Origin of the sequence: Thermosynechococcus sp. M98_K2018_005, from assembly GCF_015295825.1 — a bacterium.
GTDB lineage: Bacteria > Cyanobacteriota > Cyanobacteriia > Thermosynechococcales > Thermosynechococcaceae > Thermosynechococcus.
In genome coordinates this window covers 24,137-38,567 of the sequence record NZ_DVEH01000049.1, presented here as the reverse complement: position 1 = coordinate 38,567, position 14,431 = coordinate 24,137, and the positions used below count along the sequence as shown (strand labels likewise).

13 protein-coding genes and 1 tRNA gene are annotated in these 14,431 nt (G+C 55.7%); 8 read left to right on the top strand and 6 right to left on the bottom strand.

What is annotated here, in order from left to right; all coding sequences use genetic code 11:
• The first annotated feature begins 227 nt into the window (after positions 1 to 227).
• Positions 228 to 301 (top strand) — tRNA-Asp (locus IGQ15_RS07250).
• Between the two features lie 19 nt (positions 302 to 320).
• On the opposite strand, the gene IGQ15_RS07245 is transcribed toward IGQ15_RS07250, so the two are convergent.
• Complete coding sequence (locus IGQ15_RS07245; protein WP_297050253.1) at positions 321 to 899, bottom strand: M23 family metallopeptidase; 579 nt, start codon at positions 897 to 899, stop codon at positions 321 to 323.
• 107 nt (positions 900 to 1,006) lie between these two features.
• Between IGQ15_RS07245 and IGQ15_RS07240 the strand changes: the two genes are divergently transcribed.
• On the top strand, positions 1,007 to 1,270 hold the full coding sequence (locus IGQ15_RS07240) for a DUF3493 domain-containing protein (protein WP_297050251.1): 264 nt from the start codon (positions 1,007 to 1,009) through the stop codon (positions 1,268 to 1,270).
• On the opposite strand, the gene prmC is transcribed toward IGQ15_RS07240, so the two are convergent.
• On the bottom strand, positions 1,267 to 2,142 hold the full coding sequence (gene prmC, locus IGQ15_RS07235; protein WP_297050250.1) for a peptide chain release factor N(5)-glutamine methyltransferase: 876 nt from the start codon (positions 2,140 to 2,142) through the stop codon (positions 1,267 to 1,269). The genes IGQ15_RS07240 and prmC overlap by 4 nt on opposite strands.
• 78 nt (positions 2,143 to 2,220) lie before the next feature.
• Between prmC and IGQ15_RS07230 the strand changes: the two genes are divergently transcribed.
• Positions 2,221 to 2,574, top strand: coding sequence for a hypothetical protein (locus IGQ15_RS07230; RefSeq protein ID WP_297050248.1), 354 nt, complete (start codon positions 2,221 to 2,223; stop codon positions 2,572 to 2,574).
• Here IGQ15_RS07230 and IGQ15_RS07225 read toward each other — a convergent pair.
• Both IGQ15_RS07225 and IGQ15_RS07220 read right to left on the bottom strand, forming a co-directional pair.
• On the bottom strand, positions 2,571 to 3,485 hold the full coding sequence (locus IGQ15_RS07225; protein WP_297050246.1) for a DMT family transporter: 915 nt from the start codon (positions 3,483 to 3,485) through the stop codon (positions 2,571 to 2,573). The genes IGQ15_RS07230 and IGQ15_RS07225 overlap by 4 nt on opposite strands.
• The gene (locus tag IGQ15_RS07220; protein WP_297050244.1) at positions 3,472 to 5,271 is read right to left on the bottom strand and encodes an aspartate kinase; all 1,800 of its coding nucleotides are present in this window, start codon (positions 5,269 to 5,271) and stop codon (positions 3,472 to 3,474) included. The genes IGQ15_RS07225 and IGQ15_RS07220 overlap by 14 nt, the downstream gene beginning before the upstream one ends.
• Positions 5,272 to 5,407: 136 nt before the next feature.
• On the opposite strand from IGQ15_RS07220, the gene ftsH reads away from it, so the two are divergent.
• The 4 genes from ftsH (at position 5,408) to purB (ending at position 11,978) form a co-directional block, all read left to right on the top strand.
• Entirely contained in the window at positions 5,408 to 7,336 is a 1,929-nt protein-coding gene (gene ftsH, locus IGQ15_RS07215) for an ATP-dependent zinc metalloprotease FtsH (protein ID WP_297050242.1), read from the top strand.
• A gap of 14 nt (positions 7,337 to 7,350) precedes the next feature.
• Entirely contained in the window at positions 7,351 to 9,501 is a 2,151-nt protein-coding gene (locus IGQ15_RS07210) for an ATP-binding protein (RefSeq protein WP_297050240.1), read from the top strand.
• A 31-nt stretch (positions 9,502 to 9,532) separates the two neighbouring features.
• Positions 9,533 to 10,621: an LOG family protein gene (locus tag IGQ15_RS07205; RefSeq protein WP_297050237.1), complete on the top strand. Its 1,089-nt coding sequence runs from the start codon at positions 9,533 to 9,535 to the stop codon at positions 10,619 to 10,621.
• A 61-nt stretch (positions 10,622 to 10,682) separates the two neighbouring features.
• Positions 10,683 to 11,978, top strand: coding sequence for an adenylosuccinate lyase (gene purB / locus IGQ15_RS07200; protein WP_297050235.1), 1,296 nt, complete (start codon positions 10,683 to 10,685; stop codon positions 11,976 to 11,978).
• Here the strand turns inward: purB and pyrE are convergent.
• Complete coding sequence (gene pyrE, locus IGQ15_RS07195) at positions 11,975 to 12,544, bottom strand: orotate phosphoribosyltransferase (protein ID WP_297050233.1); 570 nt, start codon at positions 12,542 to 12,544, stop codon at positions 11,975 to 11,977. The genes purB and pyrE overlap by 4 nt on opposite strands.
• A 14-nt stretch (positions 12,545 to 12,558) precedes the next feature.
• Positions 12,559 to 14,025, bottom strand: coding sequence for a cysteine--tRNA ligase (gene cysS, locus IGQ15_RS07190; protein WP_297050231.1), 1,467 nt, complete (start codon positions 14,023 to 14,025; stop codon positions 12,559 to 12,561).
• Positions 14,026 to 14,123: 98 nt separating this feature from the next.
• Here cysS and rpsN point away from each other — a divergent pair, with 98 nt between their 5' ends.
• Positions 14,124 to 14,426 (top strand): 30S ribosomal protein S14, encoded by a 303-nt coding sequence (gene rpsN, locus IGQ15_RS07185; protein WP_250683269.1) that lies wholly within the window; start codon positions 14,124 to 14,126, stop codon positions 14,424 to 14,426.
• Positions 14,427 to 14,431: the final 5 nt, after the last annotated feature.

The following is a 14,431-nucleotide window of genomic DNA, read 5'->3' as shown; positions in this document are numbered from 1 at the left end:
ACAGGCACCCACTATCGAGCGACGCTCCTATCTGCTGAGTCTTGAGGGTAGGGTAGAGCGGGCGGTGCGTGGTCATTGGGGGATTGAAAACCAAGTGCATTGGGTACTAGGGGGAGGATGACTACCTCGCTTTGCAACTGCCTGAGTATGGGATCGCCCTGCAAGGCAAATTTAACCAGTTGACAAGGCCATGATTTTCCTGATAGTCTAAAAATCGCTCAAAAATTGGGACTGTAGTTCAATCGGTTAGAGCACCGCCCTGTCACGGCGGAAGTTGCGGGTTCGAGCCCCGTCAGTCCCGTGAGTTTTTAATCAGAGAGTTACCGTTGAGCTTGGCTGCCATACATGGCCTGTAGAACCACCGCAGGGTTGACCAACTGCCCTCGGTACCGGAGTGTCCAGTGAAGGTGAGGGCCGGTGGTGCGCCCTGTCATGCCCACTCGACCAATACGTGCCCCCGTGGGTACCCACTGCCCCTCTAGGATCAAAATGCCACCGGCGCGATCGACCATGGCTCGTCCTTGGGGGGTCTGCTCAACCCGCCCCATCATGTGGCAGTAAACGTGTTCCCAAGCCCCCGATTGAATCCGTACCAGTGTGCCACAGGCGGTGTGATCGGAAACTTCAATCACCTGCCCGACCCACCAATTGCGGATATAACTTCCTTGGGGAGCAGCAAAGTCAAGACCATTGTGAAATTCAGTGGTGGGTTCCCCTGTGGGCGATCGCCGGTAGCCGAAGGGAGAAGTATAGCCTTGGAAATTTTCCACAGGAAATGAAGCATCGCTCCAGTGGAGTGTCCCTGCACGGGTATTTTGGGAGGGTTGACTGAGTTGGGGAATTGCAACCGTGCTACCCAAGGCGATCGCCAGTGCTACACTGATTTGCTGCCCATGCATATCCAACTCCTCACATCTCTTTTGGCCTACGGCCTTAGACCGTCATTCATGCACACCGTTCCCTATTGTAGAGACGTAGGATATTTCCAGGTGACGGGAAAATCAAGATGGCTGCTAACGAACCCCAGCAACCGGCTGAAGTGACTCAATCAACCCTGCGCGATCGCCTGCGAGCCGAGGCAGCAGCTCCCTATCGGGGACTACGGCGCGTTTTCTATGCCGTTTTTGCCGCTTCCGGCCTCATGGGTGCCTTTATCCTTGGCCTCAAGGGATTGGCGGGCACTGCAGGTGAGGATTTGGTGTGGAATCTGGCGTTGCAAATTGGGGTGGTTGCCCTGATGGTTGCCCTCTGGCGCTGGGATCGCGGCTAAACTGCTTGAGCGAGCAAAAAGCGATCGTGGCCACTGAGATCCCGAAGAATTTCCACTCGTTCATAGGCTTGGGTGGCCATTGCTAGCGCCGCCACAGCTTCCCCTTGGGTTGCCATGAATTCGATAAAGAGCCAGCCTTGGGGCTGAAGATACTCTGGCGCTGTCTCAACAATCTGGCGAATCGCCTGCAAGCCATCCACACCACCATCGAGGGCAAGGGGGGGTTCATGGTACTGTACCTCCGGTTGGAGAGTGGCCACTAGACGGGTGGGAATATAGGGGGGATTACTGACAATGCCCTGCACCTGCCCTTGCAGATGGGTAAGGGGGGCAAACCAACTCCCAACGTAGCAGCGCACGCGATCGCCCAAAGCGTACTTTTGAATATTAACTTGCGCAACCTCTAGGGCCTCAGGGCTACAATCCACGGCATGAACCAGTGCTGCCGCAAATAACCGCGCCAAGCCAATGGCGATCGCCCCACTCCCCGTACCCAAATCCAGCCACTGCCCCTGTTGTTGCCAAGGGGGTACCCTTGCTGCCACCACTTCTAGGAGTTCCTCTGTTTCTGGCCGGGGAATCAACACACTGGGGGTGACGACTAATTCGAGATCGTGCCAGTGAGCCGTACCAATGAGATATTGCAAAGGAACCCGCTCCTGCCAGCGGCGTTGCCAACGCTCTTGGAGTTCTGCAAGGGGCCGTTTGAGATGAATCTGGAGTGGAAATCGGCGCAGTGTGATGTCAAGGGGACTCAATGCGGTGAAGGCACTGAGAAATTGTTTTAACTCCCGTAGGCCGCTCTCGCGCTCAGGGGCTGGAATAATCCCCTGTGCCCAGTGCCACCATGCTTGGAGTGCCTCACCACTCACGAATATACCATGACCCTTGTTTTCTGAGGATACTCGTATCAAAATAGCCCTAGAATTTCTAACTGTGCCTTATCCACTGTGGCAGATTTTCAGGAACAGCTTCAACGTCTGCAAGAGCAACTGCAACGGGCACAGGCGCGAGCAAATGAACTGCTGTCACTGGTTCCTGAACCGCCCCCACCGCCTGTGGATCCTGAAGCCCCGGAAGGAGCGGAGGAACGGGCACGGATTGAAGCCCGCGTGCGCAGTCAAACCTCTGTTGCCGAACTTCAGGCACAACTGATTGAAGCCCTCTTGGAAAATGAACGGCTACGGCGTGCCCTAGAGGAGGAACGGCAAAATCATGCCCGTACCCGTGAGGGGCTCATTACCGCCTTGGGGGATGCTTTGGATACCCTCAAACAGCGGCGGCGATCGCCGAAACCCCCCTAGGAATTAGGCCACAGTGCCACGCTTAAGCCCACCACCACCAGACTGCCCCCCGTCATCACTGCCGTTGTCGGCATCTCACCAAAGAGTAGCAGGGCAAAGAGACTTGCAGCAATCGGTTCTGCCAACACTAGAAGGGTTACCCATGTGGGGGAGAGCCAACGCACGCCCCAATTGAGACTGGTGTGCCCCACCAACTGCGGAATCAGCGCTAGCAGGAGAATAGCGCCATAGAGCTTTAGCGGCCAACCCGTGTAGGCAAAGCCAAGGAGGGGCGGCAGGGGGAGGAGCGCCACAGCAGCAGTGGCATAGGCAACAAGGGCATAGTGGTGAATCGCGAGACCCCCTTTTTGGGCAGCTTGACCACAAATAAAGTAAGCACTAACCGCCCACGCTGCAGCGATCGCCAGGACATGTCCCAGCAGGGGGTTCCTTGCCACCCCAGTCGTCGGTTCTCCTATTCCAATCAGGGCACTGCCGCCAAGGGCGATCGCCATGCCCACCCAAGCACGGGGTTTAAGGGTTTGTCGCTGCCAAAGGTACCCGACGAGGGCCGACCAGATGGGAGTTGTGGTCACCAGTGTTGTTGAGGCTGCCACTGAGGTGTAGTTCAGTGAGGTGAACCAGAGGCTAAAGTGCGCCGCAAGGGCAACGCCAGCAGCCAGTGCCCAACGCAGATTTTGGCGAGTCAGGTCTGGCCACGGCCAAGGGTAAAGTTGCGGAATCAAAAAGAGGGCGGCCAAACTCAGACGACCACAGGCCAAGAAAATGCTCAACCCCACGGTCACGCCTAGGGAATCGGTGGCTAAGCCAGCAACGCCCCAGCGCACCAGCACAGCAGCCGTAGAAACCGCCAACACGCCCACGCCGAGCACAAGGGCAATTTGCCAGTGGGGCGGTCTATTTACCAACATCGGGAATGACGACGGGGGCCTCACCATCTAGACCAAAGGCCGTATGCACCGCCCGCAGCGCCCGTACCCCCTCTGATTCTGACACCACACAACTAACACGAATTTCCGACGTGGCAATCATTTGAATGTTGATGTTTTCACGGGCAAGGGCCGCAAACATTTGCGCCGCAATCCCCGGACGGTGGATCATCCCCACACCGACAATGCTCACTTTGGCGATCGCCGTATCCACGAGGATGTCGCCGTAGCCCAATTGGGTCTGAACCCCCTTGAGTAGTTCCGTAGCTCGCTCGGCATCGGCAGAGGCCACCGTAAAGGCAATATCGCGGGTCATCACACCCCCTAGGGGACGCGATCGCTGGGATTGGATAATCATGTCCACGCTAATGGCGGCATCCGCAAGGGTCTGGAAAATCGCTGCCGCCATGCCAGGGCGATCGGGCACATCGCGAATCGCAATCCGTGCCTGCTTGGGATCAAGGGCAACGCCTCGCACCGGTGGGGCATCGGGGGTTTCTTGGGGAACAGTGGTGGCGGCTTCCACATCAAAGGCTTGGGAGAGAACGGCGATCGCTCGACCTGCATCTGCTGCAGCCACAGTACAACTGACATTCACTTCAGAGGTGGAAATCATTTGTAGGTTAATACCCGCTGCTGCCAAGGCCGAAAACATCTGAGCGGCCACCCCCGGTCGGCCAATCATCCCTGCACCGGTGATACTCACCTTGGCAATCTCGGCATCCACAAGCACATCCGTCTCTTCAACCCGTGGATTCAAGCGGGAATAAAAGGCCACGGCAACAGCTTCGGCTTGTTTAAGAACGCTCTTTTGCACCGTGAAGGCAATATCGTTCGTTTGCCCTTCGTGAATGGATTGGATAATCAAATCCACATCAAGGTTTTGCCGTGCCAGTTCGCCAAAAAGCTGTGCCGCAACCCCGGGGCGATCCGCCAGCCGCAGCAGTGCTACCTTCGCCTGATCCGTATCCAGTGCCACACCATCCACGGGCTTGCCTAGTTCAAGATTTTCCACGGGACGCGGCGGCCGCGACGGTGCGATGACGCGAGTACCGGGATCATCCGTCCAACTGGAGCGCACCACCAAATCCACGCCATAGTTGCGGGCAATTTCCACCGCGCGGGGGTGCAAGACCTTTGCCCCTAGGCTAGCCAACTCCAGCATTTCATCGCAGGTAATCTCGCTCATGAGTTGGGCCTGGGGCACCAGTCGCGGATCCGTAGTCAAAATGCCGGGAACATCGGTGTAAATTTCACAGCAATCCGCCCGCAAAGCAGCCGCCAAGGCCACAGCCGAGGTATCAGAACCGCCGCGCCCGAGGGTAGTGACTTCAAAATCAGCGGCAGCGGTAATCCCCTGAAAACCCGCCACAACCACCACTTGTCCTTCTTTGAGGTGCCGTTCGAGGCGCTGGGTCTCAATGTGGAGAATGCGGGCACGGGTGTGAGCCGGTTCAGTGACAATCCCCACTTGGGCACCGGTGAGGGAGATGGCGGGTTCCCCCAAGGCATGGAGAGCCATCGTCAACAGGGCGATTGAAACCTGCTCCCCCGTTGAAAGCAGCATATCCATTTCTCGCTGACTGGGGCGATCGCTAATGGCATAGGCCAGTTGCACTAGGCTATCCGTGGTTTTGCCCATGGCCGAGACCACCACCACCACCTGATGTCCCGCTGCCACCGTCGCCTTGACCCTGCGGGCTACCGCTTGAATGCGCTCGACACTGCCGACGGACGTGCCGCCATACTTTTGTACAATCAGTCCCATGGGTCTTCTAAAGAGAATGCTGTCCTATTTTATATTTAGGGCGGTGATTCTTAGCTGTGGCTGATCCGTGGCGCTAAGGAACTAAAAAATCGCTGTTAAACTGGACATTAGAACTGAATTTCGGAAACGGGTGCCGATGAAATACGCTCAACGCCTTTCCCAGCGGCTGAGTCAACTGGCTTTGGTCGTGGGTCTCTCGTTAGCTCCCACGAACATTGGTTTAGCGCAGTCGAGCAATAACAACACCGTTTCCTACAGTCAATTCCTCAATGCCCTCAAGGCTGGTGAAGTCAGCTCCGTCGAACTCTATCAGGAACAGGGGCTAGCCAAGTTTCGCCGTAAAGATCACCCCGAACAATCTCCCCCCCAAGAGGTACGGCTCTTTGATCGCAATCCTGAACTCGTAGAACTGCTGCGCCAAGTGAGCACCCGCTATGACACGACGGTGCGGGTAGTGCCCTCTAGCAGTGATGGGGCAGTGGTTGGCGTCATTTCTAACTTGATGCTGGGCTTCTTTCTGCTGATTTTATTCCTGATGATTTTGCGGCGGGCGAGTAATGCCCCCGGCGGCCCTGGGCAGATTCTCAACTTTGGTAAATCCCGCGCCCGCTTCCAAATGGAGGCACAAACGGGGGTGACCTTTGGCGATGTGGCTGGGATTGAAGAGGCCAAAGAAGAGCTTCAGGAAGTCGTCACCTTTCTCAAGAATTCAGAGAAATTTACCTCCATTGGTGCCCGTATTCCCAAGGGGGTGCTGCTGATTGGGCCACCGGGAACCGGAAAAACACTCCTTGCCAAAGCGATCGCTGGCGAAGCTGGGGTTCCCTTCTTTTCGATTTCGGGTTCTGAATTTGTGGAAATGTTTGTGGGCGTCGGTGCCTCCCGTGTGCGGGATCTCTTCAGAAAGGCCAAAGAAAACGCCCCCTGTCTGGTGTTTATTGATGAAATTGATGCCGTCGGTCGCCAACGGGGTGCCGGCATTGGCGGTGGCAATGATGAGCGCGAGCAAACCCTCAACCAACTCCTGACGGAAATGGATGGCTTTGAGGGGAATACGGGCATTATTGTAATTGCGGCAACGAACCGCCCCGATGTTTTGGATGCTGCCCTACTGCGTCCAGGCCGCTTTGACCGCCAGATTACCGTTGATTTGCCCAGCTACAAGGGACGCCTCCAAATTCTCCAAGTCCATGCGCGGGACAAGAAAATTGCCCCCGAGGTGTCCCTAGAGGCGATCGCCCGCCGTACCCCTGGCTTTTCAGGTGCCGAACTTGCCAACCTCCTCAATGAAGCTGCGATTCTCACTGCCCGGCGCCGCAAACCTGCCATTACCAATGCCGAAATTGACGATGCCATTGATCGCGTGACGATTGGCATGACCCTCACTCCCCTCCTCGACAGCAAGAAAAAGTGGCTGATTGCCTACCACGAAGTGGGGCATGCTCTACTGATGACGCTCTTGAAACACGCGGATCCCCTCAATAAAGTGAGCATTATTCCGCGCTCTGGGGGCGTTGGCGGCTTTGCCCAGCAGATCTTTGATGAGGAGCGGGTGGATAGTGGCCTCTATACCCGGGCATGGCTCCTTGATGAGATCACGATTTTATTGGGGGGGCGCGCTGCCGAAGTGGAAATCTTTGGCGATAGTGAAGTCACTGTGGGTGCTAGTAGCGACTTGCGCGCAGTGGCCAATCTGGCGCGGGAAATGGTGACCCGTTACGGCATGTCGGATTTGGGACACTTAGCCCTTGAAACGCCGGGTAACGAGGTGTTTCTGGGTCGCGATCTCATGCCGCGCGCTGAATATTCTGAAGCCGTGGCCGTGCAAATTGACCACCAGGTGCGCGAGATTGTTATGCACTGCTACGAGATTGCCCGCAAACTCATCCGCGAGCATCGAGTGGCCATTGACAAGCTGGTGGAGCTGCTCCTTGAGAAGGAAACCATTGAGGGTGATGAGTTCCGTGCCTTGGTGCGCCAGTATACCACCCTACCGGTCAAAGAACCCACTTGGAAGGCGACAGCCACACCCGTGTCCTTTCGTCAGGATGCCCAGCCGTCCTAGGCAAGGAGGCAATGGTGAGCCATGAGCGGCAAGCAGTCCGCCACCTGTTAGTCCTCGAAGACAGTGAGGGGCGGCGACCTATTTTGCTAGAGGCAGCCACCTATTCCATCGGTCGCGATCCGACGAATTCAATTGTGCTCCACTCGAAGATGGTCTCACGGCAGCACGCGATTTTGTTACGGGTGACCAGTCCTGAAACCAATAGCTATCTTTTTCGCCTCATTGATGGTGATTTGCAGGGCAAGCGCAGTACGAATGGAACTCTGGTCAATGGCCAGCGGATTGTTGCCCATGATTTGCGTGGCGGCGACATGATTGTGTTTGGCGGCGATGTGCGTGCCCGCTACTTGACGTTGACTAACATGACGGATACGGAGTTTCAGGATTTTTGCCGCAGTACCGATGTCTTAGGATTTCTCTCCAAAAGCACCAATCCCTTTGCAACCCTTGTCCCCCTCAGTGAGGGTAATATCGAGAACGAGAATTTTAGTGAAGCGGCCTTAGTGCGTTTGGCCTCCTATCCGGAGCTGACGCCCAACCCGATTTTGGAAGTGGATTTAGAAGGGAGGGTGACGTATCTCAATCCAGCGGCGGTGATGCAGTTTCGGGATCTACAGCAACAGACGTTGACTCATCCTCTGCTGTTGGGATTGCCGGAACTAGCGCGCTACATGAAGCAAACCCAAGAAAAAGTCCATGTGCGGGAGGTGGAGTACCAAGGACGCATCTACGAGCAATCGATTCACTACATCTATGAAAGTGAGCTGATCCGCAGCTATGTCATGGATGTCACTGATCGCAAGCGAGCCGAGGAACAACTGCGCAACCAAGCCCGCCGCGAGGCCATCATTAACCGCATCATTCAAGCCATGCGTACCACCATGGTGACAGCGGAAGTTCTGCAAATTACCGCTGATTTACTCCTAGAAGCCTTGGGATCGACCCTCTGCCTGATTACGCAAACCCATGCTCCCAATAGTCCTACCTATGCCAGCCGTCCTCAATTTGTCAGCTTACCCAACCACTTGATTGCTCTGAACCAAGGGGCGATCGCCCTCTTTGAACCCGCCCTCAGCAACGGGGAACAGGTGGTCTTGGCGGCTAGTTGTACGGATTTACCGCAGCCGCTGCAAACGGATCTCAGAACCTTCAACGTCAACGCTTTGGTAATCACCCCGCTGATTTACCTCGGCCAACTCCTCGGGCAAATTACGCTCCTAGATTGTGAGTGGGAACCCAGTGAGGCAACGTCCATCTTGGTGAGCGATCGCCAGCTTTGGCAACAAACCCTGCCCAAGTCTTGGACGCCAGAAGATTTAAGCCTCGTCAAAACCATTGCCGACCAGTGTGCCCTTGCCATTCACCAAGCGCAGCTTTACCAACAGGTGCAAGAACTCAATGCGGATTTGGAGCGACAAGTGCGCGCCCGTACTGCCGAACTGGAACAGAAAATGCAGGAGCTAGAGCGGCTCAATGCGATTAAGGATGATTTTTTGAGCACCGTTTCCCACGAGTTGCGTACCCCCATGGCCAATATGAAAATGGCCATCTATATGCTGAAGCAATTTGCCACCGACGATCGCCAGAAACGCTACCTCGACATTCTCACCAATGAGTGCAACCGCGAAACGGAATTGATCAATGATTTGCTAGATCTGCAACGCCTAGAGGCAGGGCGCAGCCAGATTCAACGGGAGGTGATTGATCTCGACAGTTGGCTGCCCTCGGTGCTCGAACCCTTCCGCAACCGCATGCAACAGCGGCAGCAATCCCTTGAGATTTTACGCCCCGCCACTTTGCCCCCCCTCCTCTCCAACCGCCATGCCTTAGCCCGCATCTTGGCAGAGTTACTCAACAATGCCTGTAAGTACAGTCCTGCTGGCGCCCAGATTGTTGTCCGTTTTGATCCAATCGGGGGCGATCGCCTACAAATTCAAGTGAGTAATCCCTCAGAGATTCCCAGTAAGGAGCTACCGCGCATCTTTGAAAAGTTTTATCGCATTCCCAATGCGGATCCGTGGCAACAGGGGGGAACGGGTTTAGGCCTCGCCCTCACCCAAAAACTCGTGGAGCAATTGCAGGGTGAAATTAGCGCCGACAGTGAAGCGGGCATTACCACCTTTACCCTGAGCCTACCCACTGCATCAGGTGATCCCACTGCCTGATAAAATAGGGTGCTAACGTTCTTGGGGTGCCATGACCCTTTCGCGAGTCGCTTTAAGTAGCCTACAGCAAGACCTTGAACAGTTAATTCATCGCTTGGATAGTGTGCCCCACGGCGACGTGATTTACCAAGCCTTGCAACTTTTCCTGGATATTGCTGATGAGGAACTGGAACGACTAGATTGGAAAATTTTGCGTTCCTGCCTGCGGGATATGCACCAAGCCCTGCGGGTCTTTGCCCCCTATCGCCATACCCGCAAAATTTCGATCTTTGGCTCCGCCCGCACCCCCTCCACCGCGCCAGTCTATGAAATGGCGGTGCGCTTTGCTCAAGCGGCAAGTGCCACGGGGTTTATGATTATCACGGGTGCCGGGGGCGGCATCATGGAAGCCGGCAACAAAGGAGCCGGCCCCAACAAGTCCTTTGGCCTGAACATTGAACTCCCCTTTGAGCAGGGTGCCAATCCCTACATTGAAGGCGATCCGCGTCTGATTCACTTTAAGTACTTCTTTACGCGTAAGCTCTTTTTGCTCAAGGAAACCGATGCCATTGCGGTCTTCCCCGGTGGCTTTGGCACCCAAGATGAAGCCTTTGAATGCTTGACCCTCTGCCAAACGGGCAAAGCCCCCCCTAAACCTTTGGTCCTGATGGACATTCCCGGTGGTACCTACTGGCAACATTGGGATCAGTTTATTCATGAAGAATTGGCAGCCAAGGGGCTGATTAACGGTGAGGATCAGGAACTCTACCGCATCTGCACCAGTGTGGAGGAAGGCTTAGCCTATCTGAGTGGCTTTTATCGCGTCTATCACTCTAGCCGCTATGTGGGCGATCGCTTGGTGCTGCGGTTGAACCAAGACATCAGTGACGCCGCCTTGGCAGAACTCAATCGCGATTTTCAGGATATTCTCGTGTCGGGGCAGATTGAACGCGCTGAACCGCTGCCTCGGGAAGTGGAAGACGAGCAACCGATTAACCGCCCCGCCTTGACCCACACGCTCCACCTGCCGCGATTGATCTTGCACTTTAACCAGCGGGACTACAGCCGTCTTTACCAACTCATCTACCGCCTCAATGGCTTTGCCACGGCGGAGACTGTGTACCATCCCGAACGCAAATAGGCGATCGCCATTCGATTCCATTAGATTGCCGTTTTTGATCACTCTAGATAAACACACGCCCATGATCGAACGCTATACCCTTGCCCCGATGGGGAATCTCTGGACGGATGCCTACAAATTCAAAACATGGCTCGATGTTGAGATTGCGGTCTGCGAAGCCCAAGCTGAACTGGGACATATTCCTGCCGACGCCGTGGCTGAAATCAAAGCTAAGGCCAAGTTTGACCCCCAACGGGTGCTGGAAATTGAGGCAGAGGTCAAGCACGATGTCATTGCCTTCCTCACCAATGTCAACGAGAATGTTGGCGATGCCGGTCGCTATATTCACCTTGGCTTGACCAGTTCTGATGTCCTCGACACCGGTTTAGCCTTGCAATTGGTGGCCAGTCTAAGCCTGATCCAGGAGCAGTTGGAGCAGCTCATTCAGGCGGTGCGCCACCGTGCCCAAGAACATCGCTATACGGTGATGGTGGGACGCAGTCACGGGATTCACGCCGAGCCCATTACGTTTGGTTTCAAGCTGGCTGGCTGGTTGGCAGAGCTGCTGCGCCATCGCGATCGCCTGTGTCAATTACAGCGCACCGTGGCGGTGGGCAAAATTTCGGGGGCAGTGGGCACCTATGCGAATGTGGATCCACGTGTAGAGGCGATCGCTTGCCAAAAACTAGGACTGCAACCGGATACCGCTTCAACGCAGGTGATTTCCCGCGATCGCCATGCCGACTATGCCCAAACCCTTGCCCTCTTAGGGGCGAGCCTCGAGCGCTTTGCCGTTGAGATTCGCAATCTGCAGCGCACCGATGTCCTGGAAGTCGAGGAATTCTTCTCGAAGGGACAAAAAGGCTCCTCTGCCATGCCCCATAAACGCAATCCCATTCGTTCCGAACGGCTGACGGGTTTGGCGCGGGTGCTGCGGGGGAATGCCTTGGCTGCCCTTGAAAATGTTGCCCTCTGGCATGAGCGGGATATTTCCCACAGTGCGGTGGAACGGGTGATTTTGCCGGATAGCTCGATTCTCAGCCACTTTATGCTGGTGGAAATGACGGACTTGGTGCAGACGCTACAAATCTATCCCGAGAATATGCGCCGCAATATGAACTGCTACGGCGGTGTCATCTTTAGTCAGCGGGTGCTCTTGGCGCTGGTGGAAAAAGGTCTGACTCGCGAAGCCGCCTATGCCTTGGTGCAAAAACACGCCCATGCCGCTTGGAATCAACCCAATGGCGATTTTGCGGCCAACCTCAAAGGAGACCCAGAGATTCAGCGCTATCTCACACCAGAGGAACTCGAGGCCTGCTTTAACCCTGAGCACCACCTCAAGCATCTCGAGGAAATTTACCAGCGGTTGGGGATTTAGACCGAATTGAGATAGGCTTCGAGGTCGCTAATCCGAAAGAGCGATCGCAGGGGTACCCCTTGAGCAGCAAAGGCAGCTTCCCCGCCTGCTTGGCGATCGACAATGGCAAGAACCTCATTGACTACATAACCCGCCTCTTGGAGCCGCAGCACCGCCTTGAGGGCAGAACCCCCTGTCGTGATTACATCCTCAAGCACCGTGACCACCGCCCCTTGGGGCAGGGGGGGACCTTCAATGAAGCTCATCGTGCCGTGGCCTTTGGCTTCCTTGCGCACAATCAGTGCCGCCCGATCCTGCCCCTGCACATTGGAGAGCACGCTCACTGCCACCACCAAGGGATCCGCCCCAAGGGTGAGACCCGCCACCGCCACTGCTTCAGGAGCTAACTGCGCTAAGAAGAGTCGCCCCACAAGATAAGCGCCCCGCGCCGATAGGGTCACAGGTTTGCAGTTAATGTAATAGTGGCTTTTTTGGCCAGAGGAAAGGATAAACTCGCCGGCACGGTAGGCATCGCGGCAAAGAAGCGCCAAGAGTTCCTGACGCAGGTCAGCGAGGGAATCGTGCATCGTGTTCTCCACAGTTAGGGGGTTGAGCCAGCGGGCACGCGAAACCAATGGGTGGTGCCGTCCTTTTGATCCACAACTTTGACCCCTTGAGCCAAAAGGAGATCCCGCAGGCGATCGCTCTCAGCATAGTTCTTGGCTTGGCGAGCAGCAGTGCGAGCAGCAATCAGGTTTTGAATTTCCTCATCGGTGAGTCCCATTGTTTGCAAAGATTTTGGTGCCTCCTTGGCCTCCAGACCCAACACCTGAGCAAGGGCAACCAAGGTGTGCCAATCGCGACTCACCTCAGCGGGCGATCGCCCCAAGTCTCCCCCGTGGAGATAGCGGTGCTGCTCACGATTCAGGGTTTTCGCCAGTTCAAAGACCACGGCGAGGGCGGCGGCGGTGTTCAAATCCTCATCCATAGCCTGACAAAAAGCTTGGCTACTGGGGTGGCTTTTCACCGCCTCTGGAGCCGTGGGGGGCAGGGGAATCTGCTGATGCAAGCGCAGGGCTTCCGCTAGGGTTTGCCAGCCTTTGGCAGCGGCACTTAGTGCCTCTGGCGTAAAGTCCAAGGGTTTGCGGTACTGAGCCTGCAAAACCAACAGGCGCAAGGCCATAGGCTCCACCCCCTGAGTCAGCAGGTCGCGAATGGTTGTGAAATTCCCCAAGGACTTGGACATTTTTTCGGTGTTGACGGTAACAAAGCCATTGTGGAGCCAAAATCGGGCTAGGGGTTGTTGCGTCACCGCCTCCGATTGGGCAATTTCATTCTCGTGGTGGGGGAAAATTAAATCCATGCCGCCGCAGTGGATGTCCACCGTTGCCCCAAAGGCCTGCCGCACCATTGCCGAGCATTCAATGTGCCAGCCGGGGCGGCCTTTACTCCAAGGGGCTTCCCACGGATCATAGGCACCCATTTCCTCTGGCTTGGCGGCTTTCCAGAGGGCAAAATCAAGGGGATGGCGTTTGCGCTGCTCCTCCTCTTCCTCAACGCGGCCACTGGCACCGGCCATCAGTTGCTCAAGCGCGCGCCCAGAGAGCTTGCCATAGCTGGGAAATTGCGCCACGGCATAGTAAACATCCCCCCCGGCCACGTAGGCATAGCCGCGATCCAATAGCCCTTGAATGAGGTGAATAATTTCTGGAATCACCTCTGTCGCGCGGGGATAAGCACTGGCAGGCAGGATATTCAAAGCCGCCATGTCCTCGTGGTAGGCGGCAATATAGCGATCGCTCACCGTCGCCATGGTTTCACCGTTTTCATGAGCACGGCGAAGAATTTTGTCGTCAATATCGGTAAAATTCTGCACATAGTGCACCGCGTAGCCCAAGAACGTGAGATAGCGGCGCAGCACATCCCAAGCCACATAGGAACGGGCGTGCCCCAAATGGCAATAGTCATACACCGTGACACCACAGGCATAGATCGTCACCCGCTCTGGGTGCAGGGGCGAAAAGGGTTCAAGACGGCGAGACAGTGTGTTGTATAGATGTAAGGGCACAGAAACACCCCGCAAGGATCAACAGTTGCAGCAGCAAATCGCTCTTTGATAGGATATAGGATACCAAATTCATCATTATCGAGGACAAACGCACCCCCATGGCCAAAAAAAGCATGATCGAACGGGAAAAAAAGCGCCAACGGCTCGTTGCTAAATACGCCAGCAAACGCCAAGAACTCAAGGCTCAACTGGCCAGCGCCGAAACCCAAGAGGAGATCATGAGCATCCATCGTCAACTGCAACAGTTGCCCCGCAATAGTGCCCCTTCGCGGCTGCGGAATCGCTGCTGGTTGACGGGTCGTCCTCGTGGTTACTATCGCGATTTTGGCCTCTGCCGCAATGCCCTACGGGAAATGGCACACCAAGGGTTACTGCCGGGGGTCGTCAAGTCGAGTTGGTAAATTGG